Below are 21,643 nucleotides of genomic sequence, written 5' to 3'. Positions count from 1 at the left end.
AAAGGAGCAAATAAATGGTTAAATGGCAAGCGACACTAAGCACCACGGAGCCATACAATTACATTGGCATTCAAAATGTACGGCAAGGGAACCGAAATACCGAAGTTTTAGAAGCTATATTAGTTGAAAATGCTTTGCCACTTGATTTAACAGGTTGCGAAGTATTTTTTGAATCAGTTATTGATAAAAAGTATCCGATTCAACGAGCGGCAAAAATTGTGAATGCCAAAAAAGGGATTATCCAGTATACCTTTGATGAATATTCTATGCAGTCATTGCACAGACAGGAAGCATATTTCAGTATTCATAAAGGCGACAACCTGATTGGTGCAACGCAAAACTTTTCCTATTTTGTGGTGAATGCAGCTTCTAAAACAGAAGGTGAAATGGGTTCCTATTGGCAATCAATAGAAGATTTAATTGCAGATATGACCGCTTTTATCAATGAAAACAAATGCGATTTTACAGCTTGGATGAACGCTAGAAAAGAAGAGTTTGAAAAGTGGCGCAAAAATCAACAAGATACATTTGAAGCTTGGCGGAACGGCCAAGAAACAGATTATCTAAAATGGTTCGAATCAATCAAAGATATTTTAAAAACTGTTGATCCAGGCGGAACAATGCTAGCCGAATTAATGGATGCACGTGTAGACATTCAAGGAGTGCGCCATAATTCGATTTCTGAACGTTTATTGGCAGATATGGAATATTTGTATCATCGGCTAGAGGAACGGCTATACACCATTAAATACGGCAATGTAAACACGTTAGAAATTTTAGAGGATGATTCATTTTCTAAGAATCATGAAGTTGAACTGGTGGGTACAGTCAATTTCCCAATCGAGGAAGGGGCGTTAATCATAGCGACAGTTGATGACCCAAAACAAAATGTTTTTACGATTGAAGGTGTAAATAATGGTTGATGCTAAGAGAATGATGGAAACTGATGAAAATGGTATTAAACGTCAGTTTTTTCCTATTACACATTTTTCAGCTATCCTTGGTTTATCAGAGATAATGAACGGACAGGCAAAAGTTTTATCTGTAAACGGAAAAACTGGAGCAGTGATTATTACACGTGCAGACTTAGATCTGCCAAGCGATGGCATTATGATATCACAACAAGAGTATGACAAAATGTTAAAAATTATAGCCGATTATGAAGCTGGAAAACTAGGTGGTTCTGGTGTTGAGTTTGAAAAAGTAAAAGGAGATGAAGAAATAAATGCCTGATTTATATGTAGTGAAAAAAGACGGCGTAGCTATTGATGTACAAACTAGTACAGCTGGTGTTGTTGGATTAAATGAATTTGTTGATGGAAAAATTAGTGGTGCTGAAGCAGGCACTGTCTCGTCTGTAAATGGTCATACAGGTGAAGTTGTTTTAACTGCTTCTGATGTAAAAGCACTGCCAGACACAACTATTATTCCAACACTTCCTGGCAATGCCACTTCTGAAAAAGACGGTTTAATGTCCAAATCGGATAAAGAAAAATTGGATGCATTACCAGTTTTTACATTTGAAAAGGTAGGTGAAGCGTAATGTCAGATATCGTTCAGCTAAAAGAAAATGGTGTCAATAAGTACATGAAAACACACGCAGATGCCATTGATGGTATTGAAGGCAAATTAGTAAAGGCTGTTGGAAATGAAACTATTCTAGGTACTAAAAATTTTCAAGATGGAATTCAAGTAAAAGGAAAAGAGCCAGTCCTTACAAATGCTAAAGCAGATTATGCAATGGTAGATAAGGATAACAACGCTTCTGTGATGTCAGGTGGTTCTCTAAAATTATACCGACGGGGAGATCTGGTATATCTCACAGGATCATTCCAATTATCTGCTTTAAAAGATAACCAGGCGGTGTGGTTCAACATTCCAACATGGGCATATCCGATTGAAGCGGTTCGAATGTATGGCAAAACCAGCGATGACAAAATGTGCTTGTTATACATGAACACAGCAGATAACTCAAATATTGTATGTAAAGATAGTGTCGCAAAAGGAGCATGGATTACTATTTCAAGTTGTTGGATGGCTAAAAATCCATATTAAAGGAGGAAAATAAAATGAAAGTAGTATACAAAGTATTGTACCCAATGGGTTTTGAAAAAAACGAAGTAGAGGATAATTTTCCAACATCTTTACCTTTTGTTGAGATTAAACCGCTTGAAGCTTTGGACAATGAACAATCACAATTCTTTAATTTTTCAGAACAAAAATGGGAAGAAGCAGTCACACAAGATTATTCGAAGAAATTAAATCTGTTAGAAAACCTTTCAGCAGTATTAGAAGCGGATAACGCTGTTTTAAAACAAGCAAATGAAAAACTAGCTGCTAAAGCAGAATCATTAGCTCAAATCAATTCAAAGACCATGCTTACTTCGCTTCAAAATACTAAAGAAATTGATGCGATTAAAGAACAAATCGGAGGTGCAAAATAATGTATTCATACGATGACATTAAGTTAATGTTTGACTGGGGGCTGTTTACTCCTGAACAGGTCGCAGAATTTGTACCTAGTTGTATTACAGAAGAGGAATTTACTAAAATGACAGGTGAACCGTTTAGCGAAGGCTAAGCGGTTTTATTGTAAGTAGAAAGTAGGTGCAGGATGAACTTAACACTAGAACAATGGTTAGCGGTGATTACATTTTTAGGCGGAATTATCTTCGCATTAATGAAATTCTATCATGTCTTCTCTCAATTAGAAGATAGCATGAAAGAACTAAAACAAGCTGTTGACCGATTAAATAACCATGAGGTGCGCATTAGTCGATTGGAAGAACAAAATAAAACCCTCTTTCGAGGAATTGGAGGAAATAAAAATGATTGATTGGAAGTCAAGAATAAAAAATAAACAATTCTGGTTGTCTCTTATTCCTGCAGTTTTGTTACTTATTCAAGTAGTTGCAGTTCCTTTTGGGTATAAATTTCAAATTGATGTGATTAATCAGCAATTGCTAGATGTTATCAATGCAGTGTTTGTTGTATTAACTATTTTAGGAATTGTGACAGACCATACAACACCTGGATTATCAGATAGAAAAGGAGACAAATAGATGAAAAAGAAACTATTAGTAACATTATTGGTAGGCCTGTTTTTTTTAGCGCCAGTTAGTACATTTGCTGCAAAAGGAGATCAAGGCGTTGACTGGGCGATTTACCAAGGTGAACAAGGCCGTTTTGGCTATGCACATGATAAATTTACTATCGCTCAAATTGGTGGTTACAATGCTAGTGGAATTTATGAGCAGTATACGTATAAAACGCAAGTAGCAAGTGCCATTGCTCAAGGAAAACGAGCGCACAGTTATATATGGTACGATACGTTCGGTAGCATGGATATTGCTAAAACAACAATGGATTACTTCTTGCCACGCATCCAAACGCCTAAAAATTCCATTGTTGCATTAGATTTTGAACATGGGGCTAGTCCTGATGTAAACGCAAATACAGAAACGATTTTGTATGGTATGCGCCGTATCAAACAAGCAGGGTATACGCCAATGTATTATTCATACAAGCCTTTTACGTTGCAATACGTGGACTATCAACGAATTATTAAAGAGTTCCCTAATTCCTTATGGATTGCTGCATATCCTAGCTATGATGTAACACCAAGTCCGTTATATAACTATTTCCCTAGTATGGATGGTATCGCAATTTGGCAATTTACCTCAACTTATATTGCAGGCGGTTTAGATGGTAACGTAGACCTAACAGGAATTACGGATAACGGATATACGGCTACTGACAAACCAGAAACGGACACACCAGCAACAGAAGCCGGTGAAGAAACTGAAAAAACACCAAATTCAGATGTTAAAGTTGGCGATATGGTCAAAGTGAAATTTAACGTAGATGCATGGGCAACTGGCGAAGCTATTCCAGATTGGGTAAAAGGCAACAGCTACAAAGTGCAAGAAGTAACTGGAAGCAGAGTATTGCTTGGAGGTATCTTGTCATGGATAAGCAAAGGTGATATTGAATTATTGCCAGATGCGGCAACTGTTCCTGATAAACAACCAGAAGCAACACACGTAGTCCAATATGGTGAAACATTATCAAGTATTGCTTACCAACATGGCACAGACTATCAAACATTGTCTGCATTAAATGGATTGGCTAATCCAAATCTTATTTATCCTGGTCAAGCTTTGAAAGTAAATGGATCAGCAGTAAGCAACGTTTACACAGTTCAATACGGTGATAATTTATCAAGTATTGCAGCTAAACTCGGTACTACTTATCAAGCCTTAGCTGCATTAAACGGATTAGCAAATCCTAACTTGATTTATCCAGGACAAACGTTGAACTATTGATAGTTTTAATATAAAATAAGGATACGCTTATTAAATTTCTCTTGAGTCGTCTTCCCCAAGGCGGCTCTTTTTAGGACCATTAGCTCAGTTGGTTAGAGCCAATCGCTCATAACGGTTAGGCCACAGGTTCGAGTCCTGTATGGTCCATAGTAAAACACCTGCCTCTTTTTCTTATGAGAGATAGGTGTTTTTATGTTATGGCAATATTTTTTTGTTGAAAAATAGAACAAACGTTCGTATAATGTTTCTGATAGGAGAGTGTATCAGATGGCGAGACGAACTAAAAAAGAGTTTAAACCTTACAACGATTATGTTGACCGTCCTTTTGAATTGAAATGGCCTACAGCATTCCCATTAGGTGAGTTAACGGAAGCAATTAAAAATACAGATGAATATCATGCTCGGAATATTGAGCGTTTGCCACAGCAATCCCAAAACCAAATAGAATATTTTTTAGATCGCTCAATTAAACAAAATAAGGTACTAGAAATTCAGCTGAACTCATTAGATGAATATGATCGCGTAAAACCACATGTTTTTGGTGTTTTCCGTGGGATGGCAGAATTCGATGTTGTGCTGATTGGTGAACAAGAAATCGATTTTTACGATATAAGACATATTCAGATTCATAACTTCACGAAATGGAGCGAAGAGCATATACCTGAAGAAAACCCATTTGAGGAAGAAACAGAACGTTGCGAAACTATAGATGAATTTGTGGACGAATATTTCGATGATGAGTGGATAGAATAATTAAAAATGTAAAGGCTCTACTTCTCAATCATGGGGAGTAGAGCTTTTTTGTTTATTCGGTATAATTTATATATCTATTCGCTTGCCTTTTTTAATTTTTTGATGTAGATTTTATCTTGTTGTTATAGTCTATTTTGCTAATTTGAATTAAAATGATATTACGCAAACCCTTGTGAGTTCTAGTCTGTCTAAATGTGGTGTTGTAGAAAAAATACACCGTGAAACTAAATAATTTAGTTAGATAGAGCCTAGAATCCTTGTTGTGTAAGGGTCTAGGCTTTTTATCTATAGATTCATTACATGTTCATTTGTAGATGGAATGTAGAGGGAGGATTACCCAAGTTTGGCTGAAGGGGACGGTCTCGAAAACCGTTAGGCGAGTAACATCGTGCAAGGGTTCGAATCCCTTATCCTCCGTACTGAGAAGCAGTTGAGTTATTAGTTGCAAATAAAACGACAGAGACGTACACTTAAAGTAGAAAAATTCTTAAGAAGAGGTGTCTATTATGTCAAACTATGAAGAAAAAGAAGCGCAAGCATTAGCAAAAATTGCAGACGTTTTGAACAAATTGGATGCAAGTTTAGAAGAGTTGGGCTCGCTAGATGAGGATACAAAAAAACATAGTATGAAGAAATGGATTGTTGAAAAAAAAGCCATTCATGAGATTAAAAAAATTGCACACGAAGCTGGTAAGTATGACAAGTATGATGAAAAAGAATTAGAAAAAGAAATGGATCTGTTGGAAAAGTTTATGTAAAAAAGCGCTAGCTTTTGTTCAACAGTTATTTAATTTTGAGTCTAGAATTAATCGTTTTGATTTTTTCTAGGCTTATTTTTTATGAAGTAAGCAAATCGTATCGGGAAAGGTATTGAATTAAGAAATAATGCATGTATTGATTCAGAAAAAAAGTTGTAGTAAAATGTTCGTCACAACTACTTTTCTTATGATTTCATAGAAGGAAAAGTTGGAATAATGAATTGAGAAGAGTCGATTTTTAGGAGATGATTTTAGGTGACTTTTTATCAATTATTGCAGTTAGATCCATTTATTTTAAAACAAAAAATTCATCAAGCGGACACTAAAAAACAGCGGAGATATTTTTGGCGCGCCTTGTTAATAAGGGATATCTTATTAGTTTCGTTTGCGATTTTATGGGTGTCGACGATTACTTTTTTCTTTGGAAAAGCTGTAGCGCCTTTTTCAATTGTATTATTTTGTTTGCTGTTGAGTATCCGTTTCGTCTCATATGGCTACAGGGAAAAACAGGCCTTGCTTAGTTTAGGAATCGTGTTAACAATTCTAGGTGTTAGTCCATTAATTTCACTGATTTCTGTATCATTTTTACAATTGGGTCTTCATTTTATCTGCTTGCTGGCATTGTTTTTCTTAACTGGTAAAAACCCTAAAATGGGTAATCCTGGCTTGTATACGTTCTCCTACTTATATTTAGTTGGCACGGTTCACTATCAATCGTTTCAGCAATTAGAACAAACTTTCTTTGTATTAGTGTTTGCTTATCTACTTTTAGCTTTTGTTTATCATGTGAAACATAAAAAGTTGGATCAAGAGATTACTTTTATACAGATGGTTACAGAAAATGGTTTTTTTAATCAAAGAAATATTTGGTTTGGTTATTACGCTTTAGGCATTAGCTTATTACTTTTTATAGGAACGCACCTTCAGATTGACCGCTTTATGTGGGCAACATTTGCTAGTTCGTCGTTATTTTCTGGGTATGATACGTTTAAATTGTCTGAACGAGCCAAAGAACGAATAGTAGGGGTCGTTATTGGTTCTTTAGTATCGGCTATCTTGTTATTTTATTTACCAACGAACCTACTTGGTATTTTAGGTGGACTTTGTTTAGGCTTATGCACATCTTATAAAAGTAAAACGATTTTTAATTGTGTTGGTGCTATCATGGCAGCTTCTATGATATTTGGGCTAGAAACAAGTCTTTACTTAAGAATTTTGTTAAATATGTTGGGGCTAGCTTACGGTTTGCTTTATCATTTTGTCTTTGTAAAAACTATGTCCTATTGCAATCGCAAGCAGTGGCTGAAATTTTCTGAATAAAAGGAGCCTAACATTCTTTCTTGAAAGAATGTTAGGCTCCTTAGACATTACTTTAACTATAGAGAATGGGGAAAGTTTCATTTTAGCGTATATTCCATATATGCTATTAATCAATGACCAACTGCTATATCCAATGTCGCAATTTTTGCTGAGTCAGTCGGTACAAGGTCTAGTTCCACTTCGTCAAACTGATTGCCATCAACTGGTATCCCAAAGTAAATGGTAGATGGTCCAGTTCTACTTTTATAGACTATTATCTATTAGTATACCTAAATTTCTATTTAATTCGTAATGACTGACCAGGATAAAAAACAGAAGTTTCAATGCCTGGATTTAATGCTAATAATTCTTCCAAGGTTAAACCATTTCTTTCAGCTAACTGTCGCCCACCTTCACCACTTCGTACCGTATCGTATATAGGTTGGTCTGATTTAGAATTTTGTATTTGTTCACTAGAATCAGAGTTTTGTGGTGGTTGCTGTTCAGATTGTTCAAAAACTTGTTGAGTTTGATTATTTCTTTCAATTAATTGTTCCAACGTAATATTACCTAGATAAGTGTATATTTGTCCATTAACAGTTAAAGTACCATCATTATTTTTCGTTACTGTTCGGGGCGTATTATTCAAAAGAAACGTCATTGTTTGATTACCATTCTCATCCACAGAAAAACTTACATTTTGAAGAGGAACATTCGATTGAGTTATGCTAGTGAGTGTTCCGTCAGCATTTATAAAAAATAAGTTATCACTTTGAGGAATACCCCAACCGCCTATAAAATCAGCTAAGCTAACTTGTGGTAGCGGTTCTTTAGTAGTAGATGAAGAGGTAGATTGGTTTGTTTCAGATGAGACGTTTTGATAATTAGAGTTGGTTTCTTCCGTTTTATCTTTTTGAGTGGAAGAATCAATACTTTTCTTTGTGTAAGGTTTCAAAATTAGTTTTGTTTGGTTATCAGAATTGTTTGTCTTAGTAGGAGTGAAAAGTAGATTTTGCTTTTCTTTTTTTATCTTGTAAGCTACTTCTTTTCCTTCATTTTCCCAACGAATTTGATTGTTTTTTAGATGGTATTTGACTTTGTATTCTATTTTATTTGCAATTTGTTTACCTAATTCTTCGCCTACTTTTTCCAAATCATTTTTTGCAGTTGATGTGTGTTCATCTGTATTGATTTTGAAAGTAGCGGTATCTTCGCTGAATGATACAATCATTACTACTTCATCAACGTTGGAGTTTACGGCCCACTCGTTTGCCATTAGCTCTTTTGTGGTCACTTTATTTCTGCAGGAAGTAAGGGTCAGTAAGGATAAAAAAACAATCAACCCCAGCAAACTTTTTTTCATTTTTAACTCAATCCTCTTTTCTATTTTACTATTTTTTTGTATCTTCGAATCTCTCTCAACCCCAGCCAACCACTCGCTGATAACAAGTACCAAAACGGCATAAACTGGATTAGATAGCGAGAGCGGCCGCCTTCAAAGAGCAATAAATACAGAATAGCTCCAATGAAAGCTAATTTTAAAATCGCGTAGTTATTTTTTGAATCTTTTAGAGGGATACTGAACAATAGACCTAGTAATGTGAGTAAATAGAAAAAATGCATATAAATTCGTAGATAGTTACTTTTTTGATTTTGAGGATAATACAGTGACCGCAAGTGTTCTTGCCAACGATTTTTAGAAGGTGTTTCTGGGATTAAATCACCGCCATCCCAACCCCAGTCAAAATCACCATTGGCAGTATTATGACGATTTTTTTGAGCCAGAAAACGGAGATAACCGAAGAATCCTTTATTTTTTAAACGGTCTTGAATCATTTTTATGGTATAAGCTTTTTTGGCTTCTTGTGTAGGCAACTGATTTACTGCTTGTGTATCTGCATCATTGTAACCGCCAGTTCCAGTCAAACCCATCATTACAAAAAGTGTCCAAGGTTTGGCTTGTTCTTTATCGATTTCCGTAATCGTTTGTTTTTCCACAAAAAATTGAAAACTATAATATGCGCTGGCGAAACCAGTCAGTAAAAAGAGAGCAACCACGGTTAATTTTACGATAGACTGTTTGTTCCGATTTACTAAAAGAAGTTGCAGCACTTTTATACAACTAAATGCAATAAAAAAGATAATAGACGAAGGTTTCATTAAAAAACACCAAGCTAGGCCAAGTCCAATAAACAGTAATAAACAATATTTTACGAAGGGATGGGAAACTTGGTCAAAAAGGCTATATGCAAAAAAAACTAGGTTGATGAACAATAAGACGGCCGTATCTGTATAAGGCGTTAGTAACCATGGAGACAATCCGAAAGAAAGAAAAAATAAACTATAAGCAACGAAGGCCGTTAATGGATTAAAGACACGTTTAGAGGCATGATAAAAGAGAAATAAACTGCTATTAATAAACAAGCAATTAACCACTTGCCAACTAAACCAAGTATTGCTCCAGCTCCCTGTCACATCAATGAAACGCAAAAATTTATTCAGGTAATACATCATGAAAAAGAAAAATTCGTTATTGGGGTTTAAAGAAAGTACGATTTTTGAATAATCCCTATTTTCAGTGGTAATACTATGAAAGTTGTCAAAAACATCCCAGCCAATCGGCACAGTAATCTGCGTCAGGAGTAAAAGTTGTAGTAAAAATAAACTGACCAAACTACCAATAATAACCACACGATCATGGGTTTTTATTAAGTGCCAGAGCGCTTGAATCTTAGTGTAAAGAAATTTTTTGTTTTTATAAATAATCAACAATAGAATAATTAATAGAGGAAGTAAAACAAGCAAGTGCTTAGGCTTTTCCCAAAGAATTTTTACCAGAGAATAGGGAGAGTTAATTGCGCCGTAAAAGACAAATAAAATAAAAAAAGTAAAAATATAATTTTCTAGATTCAGAATCCGTTTAAAAGTAGCCATATTTTCTCCTTCCATTTTTTTAGCTAGACTAGTTCTTATTTTATCATAAAGATTTTAAAATAAGAAAAAAGCCCTTCTTTTAAAAGAAAGGCTTAAAACTTTTCCTTACTTCACTTCTTTGTAACGGAAGAAGAAGCGTAAGACGCTATTTTGGCTAGTTGTTGTTAGTTTATCTGTCGGTAAGACTGTTAGTAAGAAGAAAAACAGACTAATCACAAGAGTGAAAAATAAGAAGACGGGACTGCCACCTGTTATCACAGTATCTGTTTGAACGTCATATTTAAAAGTTGACATAACAGAGAAAACTTGTGTATAGCTACAGGCAATAGAAAGTAGATATAAAACAAGCACGCCCCAACCTGTCATCCCAGCATCACGATAACGACGTACACACATTGCCCACGTTGGTAATAATAAAGCTAACCATAAAACAAGTGCAAAAAGCATCAACGGTAATAAGTTTCCAAAATCATAGGTTTCAAAATATTCAGCTGCTAAAATTGCTGACACGGCTTTGCCGACAATGGCAATATAAAAAATAAGTGCTAAAATGCTTAATACCAATGTCATCCACCAATAACCAGCACGTGTGGTCCGACCTTTAAAATCAACATATCCACGAAAATAATCTTTAAAAGCTTGTCCAAATGTTACTTTGCCTTTTTCCTCAATTTTAACCATAAAAACACCCCTTTGTATTTAATAAAATGATTATAACGGAAAGTAATAAAATAGGAAAATGCGAATTCGCATATTTTGTGGTTTTTTTGATAAATCATATAAAGAGCAGGTTTTATCAAAAAACGGTAAAATAAGAGAAGATATTTTATAATGGAGGAATCATGAATGAAAATCAGTATTAGACATCGCTACATAGCAAAAATTCCAGCATTAGAAGTGACAACAGAAGAGCAAAAAAACGAAGCATTACCTTTAATTGTTTACTATCATGGTTGGCAATCAGCTAAAGAATTATCTTTAACACAAGCAAGAAAATTAGCACACGAGGGGTTTCGGGTCATTTTACCAGATGCCATGAACCATGGAGAAAGAAAAACAGGACCTATTTCCACGATTCCATCGATTACATTTTGGAGTAGCATTCAATATAATTTGATTGAATTTCCAGTAATTATCCATCATTTTCATAAATTAGGGTTGATTAAAGAAAATTGGATTGGCGTGGGTGGTGTATCCATGGGCGGTATTACTACCAGCGCTCTTATGACCCAACATCCTGAGATTCAAGCTGCCGCTTGCTTAATGGGAACACCCTATCCGGCGCGCTATATTCAGCGAGTGATTCAACGGGCGAAAGAATTTGCTATTTTTGTACCTAAAGACTTGCCACTGTTGCTAAGTTGGGTACATCAATACGATTTATCACAAACGCCAGAAAGACTACAAGAACGACCGATGCTGTTTTGGCATGGAACGGAAGATGAAAAAATTCCCTATGAAGACATGGCTGATTTTGAACAATTAGTGTCTGGGAAAACGTATGCGAGAAATACGCAATTTATAACGGAAATCGGTGAGCGGCATTTAGTGAAAGGAGAAACAATGGATTTGGTTGTTGACTTTTTTAAAGAAGCGTCAAAAACGTTAGAAAAATAACGGGATTTTTCAAAGAGAAAAGGGGAATCAGCTTGTTTTTTAAGAACACTTTCTATAAACTTAACAGAAAAGGGGTTGAAGGTGTACATGGAGAAAAATAAGTTGAGAAAAGTGGGCTTAACTGCCCTGGAATGGCTAAAACAACATCCAGAAATTAAACAACATAAAGAATCAAGTCTCTATGAACAGTTGTTTGCTAGTCAGCAATGGCAACAAGCACAAACAATCGGAATGATTCGGTCGTTACCGCTAGAATTATCAACACAGCCAATTTTCGAACGGACCATGCAAGAGGGCAAGCAAGTGGCGGTGCCGCGAACATTTAAAGGAGGCAAAATGCACTTTTATCAAGTTTTTCCAGAGACGGTTTATGACACCAGTGCATTTGGCGTGGAAGAACCTCCGTTAACAGCGGCAGAAATAACAGCTACAGCAATTGATTTATTGATTGTGCCAGGGATTGTTTTCAATCGTGCTGGCTATCGAATAGGCTTCGGCGGTGGTTTTTATGATCGTTATTTGGAACATTTTTCGGGCCATTCATGTAGTTTAGTTTTTAGTGAACAACTCCATGAACAATGGCAACCAGAAGCGTTTGATCAGCCAATCGAACAATTATTTATACAATAGGAGGAATGGAATGAATTATCAAACAGAAATGAAATTGAAACGGCTAAAAAATCAGCCGTTCATTACGTATGCCCTTTTAGGTATTTCAATCATTGTTTTCCTTGGATTGGAATTAACTGGAGGATCAGAAAATATTTTAAACTTAGTTAATTGGGGAGCAATGGTTCGTCCACTGGTAGCTCAAAATCATGAATACTGGCGGTTTATCACGCCAATGTTTCTTCACATTGGGTTTATGCATATTATTTTGAATATGGTTACTCTTTATTATATCGGCGCACAGGTTGAGGCAATTTATGGGCATTGGCGCTATTTGGGAATTTATTTATTGAGTGGGATTGCTGGAAATATCGCCAGTTTTGCCTTTGGGACACCCAACAGTGTCTCAGCGGGTGCTAGTACAGCGCTTTTTGGTTTGTTCGGCGCATTTGTTATTTTAGGACGCCATTTTAGAGACAATCCAGCGATTATGTATATGGTGCAACGCTATTCAATGTTTATTGTGATTAATTTGTTATTTAACTTGTTTAGTAGCTCTGTAGATATGATGGGTCATGTTGGCGGTCTAATTGGTGGACTATTAGTAGCGACGGCTTTTGCTGTTCCAAATCGTGAAGAAGCATTTAATAAGCACGAGCGAATTATGGCCACGTTAATTTTTATTTTTCTTGTCGTAATTTGTCTGTTATTGGGTTTTAAAAAATACGGTTTACCTGTATAATAAGGAAGTGTTTTCGTATGGAAACGTTATATGATGTACAACAACTTTTTAAACAGTTTGGGATGTATATTTATGTCGGTGCACGGATTTATGATATTGAGTTAATGATGATTGAATTAAAAAAATTGTATGAAGGTCAATTGGTAGACCGAGATACGTATTTACAGGCCCGGCATATTTTGCAAAGAGAGCATCGAATAGAAGAATCTAGAGGGAAACAGAAAGGAATCGACTAAATGGATAAGAAGATTATTGGGATTGATTTAGGTGGAACGACCATCAAATTTGCTATTTTAACAACCGATGGCGTTGTTCAACAAAAATGGAGTATTGAAACGAATATTTTAGAAGATGGCAAGCACATTGTGCCTTCAATTATTGAAAGTATTCGTCACCGTATAGATCTTTATAATATGAAAAAAGAAGATTTTGTGGGAATTGGTATGGGAACACCAGGAAGTGTCGACATTGAAAAAGGAACTGTTGTAGGTGCCTATAATTTAAACTGGACGACTGTACAGCCTGTCAAAGAACAAATCGAATCTGCTTTAGGAATTCCGTTTGCCTTAGATAATGATGCCAATGTTGCCGCTTTAGGTGAGCGTTGGAAAGGCGCGGGGGAAAACAATCCCGACGTGATTTTTATTACTTTAGGAACAGGTGTCGGCGGAGGCATTGTTGCAGCGGGAGAATTGCTCCACGGTGTTGCTGGCTGTGCTGGTGAAGTTGGGCATGTGACGGTTGATCCTAACGGATTTGACTGTACCTGTGGGAAACGTGGCTGTTTAGAAACTGTTTCTAGTGCCACTGGTGTCGTTCGTGTTGCACGTCATTTATCAGAAGAGTTTGCAGGTGACTCTGAACTGAAACAAGCGATTGATGATGGACAGGATGTTTCAAGTAAAGACGTTTTTGAATTTGCCGAAAAAGGCGATCATTTTGCTTTAATGGTTGTGGATCGTGTTTGCTTCTATTTAGGCTTAGCCACAGGAAACTTAGGCAACACGTTAAATCCAGATAGCGTGGTTATCGGTGGAGGTGTTTCTGCAGCAGGAGAATTTTTACGTAGTCGTGTCGAAAAATATTTCCAAGAATTTACCTTCCCGCAAGTTCGAAATAGTACAAAAATCAAATTAGCAGAGCTAGGTAATGAGGCCGGCGTCATTGGTGCCGCTTCACTAGCATTACAATTTTCAAAAGAGAAATAGAGAGGGCTTTTTAGAATGAGTATTTTATGGGTAATCAATGGCATTTTGCTAGTTATTGTACTAGCGATGGTATTCAATGAATTATATTTGAAAATTATGGTGAAACGTTCAGCAAAAATGCTGACGGAAGAAGAATTTAAAGAAACAATGCGTAAAGCACAAGTGATTGACGTTCGTGAGAAAGATACATTTGATGCTGGGCATATTTTAGGGGCGCGCAGCATGCCATACAGCATGTTAAAAACAACAATTGGTTCTCTTCGTAAGGATCAACCTGTTTATCTTTATGATCAGAAGAAAGCTTTAAGTATCCGAGCAGCTAATTTATTACGCAAAAATGGCTATACTGATATTTATATTTTAAAAGGCGGCTATGATGGCTGGACTGGGAAAGTGAAAAAGAGAAATAGTTAATAACAAAAAGAGTTGGTCTTCATTGAGACCAACTCTTTTTGTATAGGAAAGCTTAATAGAGATGTTGCTTTTTGTCAGTCCTCACTTTTTGAGCTACAATAAAGAGAAGAGGTGAAGGCAGATGATTCAAATCAAGCGAGCATATGAAGCGCCGACAGAGCAAGATGGCTACCGTGTTTTAGTTGACCGTGTTTGGCCACGAGGAAAATCCAAGGAATCTGAAAAGTTAGATGAATGGCTCAAAGAAGTGGCCCCAAGTACAGAGCTACGGAAATGGTTTAATCATGAAGCAAATAAATATCCCGAGTTTAAACAAAAATACCAAGAAGAATTGAAACATGAGCCAACTGCCACAGCGTTTAAGCAGTTACAGACGATTGTAAAAAATCAGCCAGTAGTCACGCTGGTCTATGGGGCGAAAGATACAGTGCATAATCAAGCGGTTGTCTTAAAAGAATTATTAGAAAAATAGAGTAGGTGATTGGATGAAAATTGCAATTGTAGGTGCTGGACCCAGAGGCTTATCAGCTGCAGAACGAGTCATTGAATGGGCTCGTAAAACGGAAATAAATGTTCAGCTCACGTTGTTTGATCCATACGGTCCAGGTGGGAAAATTTGGCGAGCAGAGCAACCTAATTATTTATTAATGAACACCGTGATTAGTCAAGTCACTTTATTTACAGATGAATCTTTTAGTGGCGAAGGACCAATTGTCAAGGGCCCTACTCTCTATGAATGGACCCAAACAGAAGCTGCGCAGTACATTCAACAGAAACAACCCTATAATTATCTTGAGTTGTTGAAAGAATGTCATCGCCTTGGACCGAATGATCACTGTTCGAGAGCTTTTTATGGCATGTACCAAAAATGGTTTTATACGTATTTAGCCACGCGGTGTAACGAACAAACATCGCTGACGTTTTTTAAAGAGCCAGTAACTGCTGTGCGGGCAGGAGAGGATAACTATTATGTGTACACCCAATCCATTGAGTTTACGGCAGACAAAGTAATTTTAGCTTTGGGTCACCAAGAAAATGAATTAACGACTGTTGAACAAGAGCTTGCGGACTACGCCAAGGAGCATCGTTTGTTTTATTCTTCTCCTAAAAATGCGGCGGATGCTTTATTGGCACTTGCCAATATACCCGCAAAACAACCCGTTGTGTTAAAAGGCTTAGGTTTGGCATTTTTTGACTATTTATCTGCCTTGACGATTGGCCGCGGGGGTGTTTTTTCTCGTCAAAATGGCCGCTTACGTTATGAACCTTCTGGAAGAGAGCCTATTATTATTGCTGGTTCTGGTCGCGGTTTTCCTTCTCATCCTCGAGGGATTAATCAAAAAGGTTACGGGGAAACCTATCAGCCTGTTTTTTTAACCGAAACGTATTTAGCTGAATGTCGTAAAAAAGGACAGGTTACAGGTGCAGAGTTTTTTTGGTATTTAAAAAAAGAAGTGGAATATGTGTATTACACTTGCTTAATCGAAGAAAAATATCCGCATCTTTCTAAAGAGGCCTTTCAACAGCTGTTTATTCAAACCAAGGGAGCGTCGGAAAGCTTAGCCCACTTTGAAAAACAAGATTGGTTTGATTGGCAAGCGTTAGAACATCCTGAAACAAAGAAAACCACTCATGAAAGTTTTCGTTCGTTTTTACTAGAGTATTTAAAATGGGATATTCAAGAAGCAGAGAAAGGCAATCTTAGCGGTCCTTTGACCACTGCTTTAGACAGTTTAAAAGATTTAAGAGATCAGATTCGCTTTGTTTTGGATGAAGGATTATTAACGAATGACGAGAGTCAAAAGTGGTTGTGGCATTGGTTTACCCCGTTGAATACCTTTTTGTCAGTGGGACCTTCTGTTGAAAGAACAGAAGAGCTACAGGCGTTAGTTGAACTGGGATTGGTCACGATTCTGGGGCCAGAAATGCGTGTCGAAATGAAAGCGGGTCAATTTATTACTTATGCTAATTTATTTCCGGAAAATCGGTATAATAGTCACTTTTTAATTGAAGCACGCATTCCCAAAGTTAATAATGAAAAAAGTTTGAATCCTTTAACGAGGCAGTTGTTAGCCGATAAGCTAGCTACGCTCCATCAACTGGCATTAGCTGATGGTCAAATAGTCAAAACAGGCGCACTCTTGATTGTGCCTGCCACGAATCAAGTCATCACAAAAGGTGGACAGGTGGCGACAGGCCTTTTTAGTTGTGGTATTCCAACAGAAGGGATTCATTGGTTAACAGCCGCTGCAGCTCGTCCTGGTGTGGATCCTTGGAATATGCGTGATATGGATCGGATTGCTGCTACTATTTTTAATAGTTAAGAAAAATAGTCAGCTCCTTTGGTAAAAAAGAAAGCATAACAAGTGGTCATCCATCAAAGCGATGGATGACCACTTGTTATGCTTAAGAGAATCAACCGAGCCAGAAGCGCTCCTGTTGATTTCTTGGCGTTAGATTTTTTATCTCAACGTCACAGCTATTTTTTAACGTGCAATACGTTTACGCATCGCTTTTTTACGGTTTTCTTCAATCATATCTTCTTTTTCTTCAATTGGATCAATGACTGTTTTTTTAATAGTTGTAGCCACACCGGCTAAAGCAGCAACTGTGATAGCAGTACCGACTAACATACCTGATACAAATTTTTTCATCGTTCATTCCTTCTTTCAAATTGTATTTGTTTCTATTATGACGGAAAAAAGCAAAAAAATCCAATAGTTACAATGATTTTTCATAAACTCTACGACTAATTTAGAGATTTGTTAAAATTTACCAAGTCTTTTCTGTATTTTTATAGGAAAAATGAATAAGGAGAAATGGCCAAATTAAATCCTGTTTACAAAATGAAATAATTCAGAAGTAAACCTTATTTAATGGTACAATAGAAAAAGAAATTAGAGAGAAAAGGGAGCGTATTTATGTCTATTTTAGTATTAGGTGGCGCAGGCTACATCGGCTCACATGCCGTCGATCAATTAATTTCAAAAGGCTATACCGTTGTGGTTGTTGATAATTTATTAACAGGGCATCGTTCAGCAGTTCATGAACAAGCGACTTTCTATGAAGGCGATATTCGTGATAAAGCTTTTTTACGTAGTGTCTTTGAAAAAGAATCAATTGAAGGGGTGTTGCACTTTGCGGCCAATTCTTTAGTAGGAGAATCCGTGGAGAAACCGTTAATGTATTTCAATAACAATGTTCACGGCACTCAAATTGCCTTGGAAGTCATGCAAGAATTCGGAGTGAAACATATTGTTTTTTCTTCCACAGCGGCCACTTATGGCGAACCAAAAGCAATGCCTATTACAGAAGAAACCCCAACGAATCCTAAAAACCCGTATGGGGAAAGTAAATTAATGATGGAAAAAATCATGAAATGGTGCGACAACGCTTATGGAATGAAATATGTTGCTTTGCGTTATTTTAATGTTGCAGGAGCAAAAAAAGATGCCTCAATTGGTGAGGATCACACGCCAGAAACGCATATTGTGCCAATTATTTTACAAGTGGCATTAGGCCAACGAGCAGAGCTAAGTATTTTTGGGGATGATTATGATACACCAGATGGCACGTGCATTCGAGATTATGTTTATATTGAAGACTTGATTGCAGCACATATTTTGGCTTTAGAATACTTGAAAAATGGCGGCGAAAGTGACGTCTTTAACCTGGGTAGCAACAACGGCTATTCTGTTAAAGAAATGTTAGATGCTGCTCGCGAAGTGACAGGTCAAGAAATCCCTGCGACAATCGCGCCACGCCGAGCAGGGGATCCTAGTACGTTAATTGCTTCTAGTGAAAAAGCCAAACGAGTTTTAGGCTGGCAACCAGAAGTAACTGAGGTCAAGGACATTATCGCCACCGCTTGGCAATGGCACCAAGCTCATCCACATGGATATCAAGAAAAGTAATAGGAGGAATGAATCGATGACCACGAGTCAAATGATTGCCGATTTTACCACACTTGCTATTCAAGCAGGTGGTTGGATGGAGTTGGATCGCTTATATCTTCAGAACCGTTTATTATCAATGATTGGTGAACAAGAATTAGGCGAAGTAGACATACGGCCTGTGGCAACACCCGCCGCTGATTTGGCGGAACAATTGTGTCAAATTGCGAGTGCCAACCAACTTGTAAAAACAGAGCAACAAAAAGAACAGTTCATGGTGCAATTGATGGATTTGTTGACACCGCCACCTTCTGTGGTTAATGCTTTTTTTGCACAACATTATGCCAAAGAGCCACAAGAGGCTACCGAGTATTTTTACCAACTTTGTCAAAAAAACGGTACGGTCATTGAACAGGAAAAACCTGTTGTTTTTTCAACAGTCTATGGTGATTTTTTAGCAAATAAGGTCCACAGTGAGGCGCCAAAAGCAACGCTCTCTGCACAAAGCTATCCCCGCTGTGAATGGTGCATGGCAACAGAAGGCTACCAGGGAAGTCAGCAATTTCCTGCGACTACGAACCATCGAGTGATTCGAATGAACTTAGATGGCGAAAGCTGGGGGTTTTCCTTTGTAAAACAGGCACAATATCAGCAACAAGGTGTGATTGCGTTTGAAAAACATCAGGCAGCGAAACGTTCAGTTAAGACTTTTCAGCAATTGTTGAAAATTGTTGAGGTCTTTCCTCATTATTTTGCTGGGATTGATGCTGACTTTGAACAAAATGAGCATGTCTATTATCAAACGGGTTTGCAACAATTTCCATTAGCCGAAGCGAGCATTTCAGAATATGTTGAGTTAGCTAACTATCCTTTAATCAACGCAGGAATGGTGAATTGGCCAGTTGCGACATTTCGCTTAGAGGGACCGAATGCGTCAGAAGTTGCCCAAGCCGCAAATGATATTTTTGAGCAGTGGCAAATGCTAAAACTGCCAACGGATGAGATACAAATCGTTGCCCGACGAAAAGAACTTTTATATGTCATGGACTTAATTTTTAGTCGACCTCAAGCAAAGCCTTCGTTAACGTTAGCAGAAGTCCAAGGTTTAACGACTTGGAACAACCAGAAAACGCAGGCACTTGAAACTGTCGCTTCAGCGTATCAACAGCGATTAAAAGAAGCCAGTGCGTTTGCAGAAACAAGTGAAGGAAAAGCGGCTTTTTTAGCAATGGTTGCGCCAGTGACTCATTAAAAGAAAAAAGATGCCGAATGACTAAAAATCACGTATAATAGATAAGAATGAAAAATAAGGGAGGGTAAAAAATGGCTTATCAAGCACTTTATCGGGTCTGGCGTTCACAACGTTTCGATGACGTAGTAGGACAAAAAGCAATTACTCAGACACTGAAAAATGCGATAGTGCAAAAGAAAACATCTCATGCCTATTTATTTACTGGCCCTCGTGGTACAGGTAAAACCAGTGCCGCAAAAATTTTCGCTAAAGCGATTAACTGTAAACATAGTCAAGATGGTGAACCTTGTAATGTTTGTGAAACCTGTGTAGCCATTACGGAAGGTCGTTTAAATGATGTCATTGAAATTGATGCGGCGAGTAATAATGGCGTGGAAGAAATCCGTGATATTCGTGATAAAGCAAAGTATGCACCGACACAAGCCGAGTACAAAGTTTATATTATTGATGAAGTTCATATGCTATCAACAGGCGCGTTCAATGCACTCTTAAAAACCTTGGAAGAACCGCCACAAAATGTTATTTTTATCTTAGCAACGACTGAACCACACAAGATTCCGTTAACGATTATCTCACGGACGCAACGCTTTGATTTTAAGCGAATTAGTACGCAAGATATCGTCGATCATATGGCCCATATCATGCAGGAAATGGCTCTCGATTATGAGGAACAAGCCCTTTATGTGATTGGGCGTGCTGCGGAAGGCGGGATGCGAGATGCCTTGAGTATCTTGGATCAAACGATTTCCTTTAGTGATGAAAAAGTAACACTGGAAGATGCAATGCAAGTGACAGGCAGCCTAACCTATGAAATGATGGATCATTATATTCAGTGTTGTGTCGCCGGTGATGTTGAACGAGCATTAGAAGGCTTGGAAAGTATTTTAGGCGAAGGCAAAGAAGCGCGCCGTTTCTTAGAAGATTTGTTATTATATTGTCGAGATTTGCTGATGTATCAGCAAGCACCGAAGTTATTAGCAGAAAAAGCAGGAACTTTGACAGAAGCATTTAAGGAACTAGCTACACAAACACCTGCTGAAAAAATCTACCAACTAATCCAAATTTTAAGTGACACACAAAATGAGATCCGCTTTACCAACAATGCGAATATCTATCTGGAAGTAGCCACTGTCAAATTGGCTAAAACGGTGCAACCCAATAAACACAACACGCCAGAAACAGCTAATCAAGATGGTAGTGCAGAGGGAAATCCAGAATTAGCAGATTTACAAAATCAAATCGGGCAACTGAAGAAAGAACTGGCTGAATTAAAGAAACACGGTGTAGCTGCCAAAGAAGCAGATGCGCCACGTCAACAAGCACGACCACAAGCGCCAAAAAGTTCGTTCCGTGTACCCACAGAACGGGTATATCAAGTCTTAAACGAAGCGACTAGAACACATTTAATGAATGTGAAAAATGTCTGGGAAGACTTACTGCAAACATTATCTGTGACTCAACGAGCGATGCTCAAAGCTAGTGAACCTGTCGCAGCGAGTCCTAAGGGCATCGTGGTGGCATTTGACTATGAGATTGTTTGTGCTCGTGCAACAGACGATGAAGAGATGCAGTTAGCTTTCAATAATAATTTAAGCCGTTTGATGGACTATACACCAGAGATGGTCTGCATTACTAGAGAAAGCTGGCCAAAACTAAGACAAAGTTTTATTAACCAAAATCAGGGCAGTTTGAATCATTCTGAACCTGAAAATGAAATGGCTCGTCTAGCGGACGAACCGCCTGTAACAAATGAACATTCACAAGAAAATCCAGTAGTAGATGAAGCAATCGCTATGTTTGGTGAAGAGCTTGTCGAAGTACTAGATGATTAATACGAAG

27 protein-coding genes and 2 tRNA genes are annotated in these 21,643 nt (G+C 37.4%); 25 read left to right on the top strand and 4 right to left on the bottom strand.

The genetic code is table 11. From position 1 onward, the window contains the following. Window positions 1–14: 14 nt before the first annotated feature. The 14 genes from IGL48_RS11555 to IGL48_RS11490 all read left to right on the top strand — a co-directional run bounded on the left by IGL48_RS11555 (window position 15) and on the right by IGL48_RS11490 (window position 7,156). The gene (locus IGL48_RS11555; RefSeq protein WP_430601648.1) at window positions 15–923 is read left to right on the top strand and encodes a phage baseplate upper protein; all 909 of its coding nucleotides are present in this window, start codon (window positions 15–17) and stop codon (window positions 921–923) included. Next, the gene (locus tag IGL48_RS11550) at window positions 916–1,233 is read left to right on the top strand and encodes a hypothetical protein (RefSeq protein ID WP_021732959.1); all 318 of its coding nucleotides are present in this window, start codon (window positions 916–918) and stop codon (window positions 1,231–1,233) included. The genes IGL48_RS11555 and IGL48_RS11550 overlap by 8 nt, the downstream gene beginning before the upstream one ends. Beyond that, the gene (locus tag IGL48_RS11545) at window positions 1,226–1,543 is read left to right on the top strand and encodes a hypothetical protein (protein ID WP_021732960.1); all 318 of its coding nucleotides are present in this window, start codon (window positions 1,226–1,228) and stop codon (window positions 1,541–1,543) included. Before IGL48_RS11550 ends, IGL48_RS11545 begins: the two co-directional genes overlap by 8 nt. Beyond that, window positions 1,543–2,055 (top strand): hypothetical protein, encoded by a 513-nt coding sequence (locus IGL48_RS11540; RefSeq protein WP_086317750.1) that lies wholly within the window; start codon window positions 1,543–1,545, stop codon window positions 2,053–2,055. Before IGL48_RS11545 ends, IGL48_RS11540 begins: the two co-directional genes overlap by 1 nt. A 14-nt stretch (window positions 2,056–2,069) precedes the next feature. After that, a complete protein-coding gene (locus IGL48_RS11535) occupies window positions 2,070–2,444 on the top strand; it encodes a hypothetical protein (protein WP_010815471.1) in 375 nt (124 codons plus the stop codon). Continuing rightward, window positions 2,444–2,581 carry an XkdX family protein gene (locus IGL48_RS11530; RefSeq protein ID WP_173963077.1) on the top strand — a complete coding sequence of 46 codons (138 nt, stop codon included), beginning with the start codon at window positions 2,444–2,446 and terminating at the stop codon, window positions 2,579–2,581. The genes IGL48_RS11535 and IGL48_RS11530 overlap by 1 nt, the downstream gene beginning before the upstream one ends. 33 nt (window positions 2,582–2,614) lie before the next feature. Then, window positions 2,615–2,836, top strand: coding sequence for a hypothetical protein (locus tag IGL48_RS11525; protein ID WP_173963076.1), 222 nt, complete (start codon window positions 2,615–2,617; stop codon window positions 2,834–2,836). After that, window positions 2,829–3,062 carry a phage holin gene (locus tag IGL48_RS11520; protein WP_002417568.1) on the top strand — a complete coding sequence of 78 codons (234 nt, stop codon included), beginning with the start codon at window positions 2,829–2,831 and terminating at the stop codon, window positions 3,060–3,062. The genes IGL48_RS11525 and IGL48_RS11520 overlap by 8 nt, the downstream gene beginning before the upstream one ends. Further along, window positions 3,063–4,325, top strand: a complete 1,263-nt coding sequence (locus IGL48_RS11515) for a LysM peptidoglycan-binding domain-containing protein (protein ID WP_430601647.1) — start codon at window positions 3,063–3,065, stop codon at window positions 4,323–4,325. 73 nt (window positions 4,326–4,398) lie between these two features. Beyond that, window positions 4,399–4,472 (top strand) — tRNA-Ile (locus IGL48_RS11510). A 120-nt stretch (window positions 4,473–4,592) separates the two neighbouring features. Continuing rightward, window positions 4,593–5,078, top strand: coding sequence for a hypothetical protein (locus IGL48_RS11505; RefSeq protein ID WP_430601646.1), 486 nt, complete (start codon window positions 4,593–4,595; stop codon window positions 5,076–5,078). A 327-nt stretch (window positions 5,079–5,405) separates the two neighbouring features. Next, a tRNA-Ser gene (locus tag IGL48_RS11500) sits at window positions 5,406–5,495 on the top strand. Window positions 5,496–5,584: 89 nt separating this feature from the next. Next, window positions 5,585–5,836, top strand: coding sequence for a hypothetical protein (locus IGL48_RS11495; RefSeq protein WP_002382470.1), 252 nt, complete (start codon window positions 5,585–5,587; stop codon window positions 5,834–5,836). 255 nt (window positions 5,837–6,091) lie between these two features. Beyond that, window positions 6,092–7,156: an FUSC family protein gene (locus IGL48_RS11490; RefSeq protein ID WP_010824859.1), complete on the top strand. Its 1,065-nt coding sequence runs from the start codon at window positions 6,092–6,094 to the stop codon at window positions 7,154–7,156. A 277-nt stretch (window positions 7,157–7,433) separates the two neighbouring features. Here IGL48_RS11490 and IGL48_RS11485 read toward each other — a convergent pair whose 3' ends face one another. The 3 genes from IGL48_RS11485 to IGL48_RS11475 form a co-directional block, all read right to left on the bottom strand. Beyond that, window positions 7,434–8,165 carry a DUF4950 domain-containing protein gene (locus IGL48_RS11485; RefSeq protein WP_411158735.1) on the bottom strand — a complete coding sequence of 244 codons (732 nt, stop codon included), beginning with the start codon at window positions 8,163–8,165 and terminating at the stop codon, window positions 7,434–7,436. Between the two features lie 353 nt (window positions 8,166–8,518). After that, window positions 8,519–10,084 (bottom strand): membrane protein, encoded by a 1,566-nt coding sequence (locus IGL48_RS11480; protein WP_048949658.1) that lies wholly within the window; start codon window positions 10,082–10,084, stop codon window positions 8,519–8,521. A 90-nt stretch (window positions 10,085–10,174) separates the two neighbouring features. Continuing rightward, the gene (locus IGL48_RS11475; protein WP_002379789.1) at window positions 10,175–10,750 is read right to left on the bottom strand and encodes a DUF805 domain-containing protein; all 576 of its coding nucleotides are present in this window, start codon (window positions 10,748–10,750) and stop codon (window positions 10,175–10,177) included. 165 nt (window positions 10,751–10,915) lie between these two features. Here IGL48_RS11475 and IGL48_RS11470 point away from each other — a divergent pair, with 165 nt between their 5' ends. The 8 genes from IGL48_RS11470 (at window position 10,916) to IGL48_RS11435 (ending at window position 16,983) form a co-directional block, all read left to right on the top strand. Further along, a complete protein-coding gene (locus IGL48_RS11470) occupies window positions 10,916–11,686 on the top strand; it encodes an alpha/beta fold hydrolase (RefSeq protein WP_002356329.1) in 771 nt (256 codons plus the stop codon). 87 nt (window positions 11,687–11,773) lie between these two features. Then, entirely contained in the window at window positions 11,774–12,316 is a 543-nt protein-coding gene (locus IGL48_RS11465) for a 5-formyltetrahydrofolate cyclo-ligase (RefSeq protein ID WP_010824857.1), read from the top strand. Window positions 12,317–12,326: 10 nt separating this feature from the next. Beyond that, window positions 12,327–13,037, top strand: coding sequence for a rhomboid family intramembrane serine protease (locus IGL48_RS11460; RefSeq protein ID WP_002362481.1), 711 nt, complete (start codon window positions 12,327–12,329; stop codon window positions 13,035–13,037). A gap of 17 nt (window positions 13,038–13,054) precedes the next feature. Then, window positions 13,055–13,273 (top strand): YqgQ family protein, encoded by a 219-nt coding sequence (locus tag IGL48_RS11455; protein WP_002356332.1) that lies wholly within the window; start codon window positions 13,055–13,057, stop codon window positions 13,271–13,273. Beyond that, window positions 13,274–14,245: an ROK family glucokinase gene (locus tag IGL48_RS11450; protein ID WP_002356333.1), complete on the top strand. Its 972-nt coding sequence runs from the start codon at window positions 13,274–13,276 to the stop codon at window positions 14,243–14,245. Window positions 14,246–14,260: 15 nt separating this feature from the next. Then, the gene (locus IGL48_RS11445; RefSeq protein WP_002356334.1) at window positions 14,261–14,659 is read left to right on the top strand and encodes a rhodanese-like domain-containing protein; all 399 of its coding nucleotides are present in this window, start codon (window positions 14,261–14,263) and stop codon (window positions 14,657–14,659) included. A 121-nt stretch (window positions 14,660–14,780) separates the two neighbouring features. Then, a complete protein-coding gene (locus tag IGL48_RS11440; protein ID WP_002362343.1) occupies window positions 14,781–15,131 on the top strand; it encodes a DUF488 domain-containing protein in 351 nt (116 codons plus the stop codon). A 13-nt stretch (window positions 15,132–15,144) separates the two neighbouring features. Next, window positions 15,145–16,983 carry an FAD/NAD(P)-binding protein gene (locus tag IGL48_RS11435; protein WP_048949659.1) on the top strand — a complete coding sequence of 613 codons (1,839 nt, stop codon included), beginning with the start codon at window positions 15,145–15,147 and terminating at the stop codon, window positions 16,981–16,983. 162 nt (window positions 16,984–17,145) lie between these two features. On the opposite strand, the gene IGL48_RS11430 is transcribed toward IGL48_RS11435, so the two are convergent. Continuing rightward, window positions 17,146–17,313, bottom strand: a complete 168-nt coding sequence (locus IGL48_RS11430; RefSeq protein ID WP_002356337.1) for a DUF3042 family protein — start codon at window positions 17,311–17,313, stop codon at window positions 17,146–17,148. Between the two features lie 267 nt (window positions 17,314–17,580). On the opposite strand from IGL48_RS11430, the gene galE reads away from it, so the two are divergent. The 3 genes from galE to dnaX all read left to right on the top strand — a co-directional run bounded on the left by galE (window position 17,581) and on the right by dnaX (window position 21,636). After that, a complete protein-coding gene (gene galE / locus IGL48_RS11425) occupies window positions 17,581–18,573 on the top strand; it encodes a UDP-glucose 4-epimerase GalE (RefSeq protein WP_010824854.1) in 993 nt (330 codons plus the stop codon). Beyond that, window positions 18,554–19,804, top strand: a complete 1,251-nt coding sequence (locus tag IGL48_RS11420) for a UDP-glucose--hexose-1-phosphate uridylyltransferase (protein ID WP_025190761.1) — start codon at window positions 18,554–18,556, stop codon at window positions 19,802–19,804. The genes galE and IGL48_RS11420 overlap by 20 nt, the downstream gene beginning before the upstream one ends. Before the next feature lie 71 nt (window positions 19,805–19,875). Further along, on the top strand, window positions 19,876–21,636 hold the full coding sequence (gene dnaX, locus IGL48_RS11415) for a DNA polymerase III subunit gamma/tau (protein ID WP_002356340.1): 1,761 nt from the start codon (window positions 19,876–19,878) through the stop codon (window positions 21,634–21,636). Window positions 21,637–21,643: the final 7 nt, after the last annotated feature.

The sequence above is a fragment of the Enterococcus sp. DIV1090 genome, from assembly GCF_050537975.1.
Classification (GTDB): Bacteria; Bacillota; Bacilli; order Lactobacillales; family Enterococcaceae; genus Enterococcus; species Enterococcus faecalis.
The sequence above is the reverse complement of the archived record's forward strand: the minus strand, read 5'-3'. Positions and strand labels throughout refer to the sequence as shown.

Bases quoted from the DNA above. Each gene is read 5' to 3' on its own strand.
- IGL48_RS11450 (WP_002356333.1), top strand. From the start codon at position 13,274: ATGGATAAGAAGATTATTGGGATTGATTTAGGTGGAACGACCATCAAA.
- IGL48_RS11435 (WP_048949659.1), top strand. From the start codon at position 15,145: ATGAAAATTGCAATTGTAGGTGCTGGACCCAGAGGCTTATCAGCTGCA.
- IGL48_RS11495 (WP_002382470.1), top strand. From the start codon at position 5,585: ATGTCAAACTATGAAGAAAAAGAAGCGCAAGCATTAGCAAAAATTGCA.
- IGL48_RS11465 (WP_010824857.1), top strand. From the start codon at position 11,774: ATGGAGAAAAATAAGTTGAGAAAAGTGGGCTTAACTGCCCTGGAATGG.
- IGL48_RS11420 (WP_025190761.1), top strand. From the start codon at position 18,554: ATGGATATCAAGAAAAGTAATAGGAGGAATGAATCGATGACCACGAGT.
- IGL48_RS11535 (WP_010815471.1), top strand. From the start codon at position 2,070: ATGAAAGTAGTATACAAAGTATTGTACCCAATGGGTTTTGAAAAAAAC.
- IGL48_RS11505 (WP_430601646.1), top strand. From the start codon at position 4,593: ATGGCGAGACGAACTAAAAAAGAGTTTAAACCTTACAACGATTATGTT.
- IGL48_RS11540 (WP_086317750.1), top strand. From the start codon at position 1,543: ATGTCAGATATCGTTCAGCTAAAAGAAAATGGTGTCAATAAGTACATG.
- IGL48_RS11440 (WP_002362343.1), top strand. From the start codon at position 14,781: ATGATTCAAATCAAGCGAGCATATGAAGCGCCGACAGAGCAAGATGGC.
- IGL48_RS11525 (WP_173963076.1), top strand. From the start codon at position 2,615: ATGAACTTAACACTAGAACAATGGTTAGCGGTGATTACATTTTTAGGC.
- IGL48_RS11430 (WP_002356337.1), bottom strand. From the start codon at position 17,313: ATGAAAAAATTTGTATCAGGTATGTTAGTCGGTACTGCTATCACAGTT.
- IGL48_RS11475 (WP_002379789.1), bottom strand. From the start codon at position 10,750: ATGGTTAAAATTGAGGAAAAAGGCAAAGTAACATTTGGACAAGCTTTT.
- dnaX (WP_002356340.1), top strand. From the start codon at position 19,876: ATGGCTTATCAAGCACTTTATCGGGTCTGGCGTTCACAACGTTTCGAT.
- IGL48_RS11455 (WP_002356332.1), top strand. From the start codon at position 13,055: ATGGAAACGTTATATGATGTACAACAACTTTTTAAACAGTTTGGGATG.
- IGL48_RS11550 (WP_021732959.1), top strand. From the start codon at position 916: ATGGTTGATGCTAAGAGAATGATGGAAACTGATGAAAATGGTATTAAA.
- IGL48_RS11530 (WP_173963077.1), top strand. From the start codon at position 2,444: ATGTATTCATACGATGACATTAAGTTAATGTTTGACTGGGGGCTGTTT.
- IGL48_RS11515 (WP_430601647.1), top strand. From the start codon at position 3,063: ATGAAAAAGAAACTATTAGTAACATTATTGGTAGGCCTGTTTTTTTTA.
- galE (WP_010824854.1), top strand. From the start codon at position 17,581: ATGTCTATTTTAGTATTAGGTGGCGCAGGCTACATCGGCTCACATGCC.
- IGL48_RS11480 (WP_048949658.1), bottom strand. From the start codon at position 10,084: ATGGAAGGAGAAAATATGGCTACTTTTAAACGGATTCTGAATCTAGAA.
- IGL48_RS11520 (WP_002417568.1), top strand. From the start codon at position 2,829: ATGATTGATTGGAAGTCAAGAATAAAAAATAAACAATTCTGGTTGTCT.
- IGL48_RS11555 (WP_430601648.1), top strand. From the start codon at position 15: ATGGTTAAATGGCAAGCGACACTAAGCACCACGGAGCCATACAATTAC.
- IGL48_RS11445 (WP_002356334.1), top strand. From the start codon at position 14,261: ATGAGTATTTTATGGGTAATCAATGGCATTTTGCTAGTTATTGTACTA.
- IGL48_RS11470 (WP_002356329.1), top strand. From the start codon at position 10,916: ATGAAAATCAGTATTAGACATCGCTACATAGCAAAAATTCCAGCATTA.
- IGL48_RS11460 (WP_002362481.1), top strand. From the start codon at position 12,327: ATGAATTATCAAACAGAAATGAAATTGAAACGGCTAAAAAATCAGCCG.
- IGL48_RS11545 (WP_021732960.1), top strand. From the start codon at position 1,226: ATGCCTGATTTATATGTAGTGAAAAAAGACGGCGTAGCTATTGATGTA.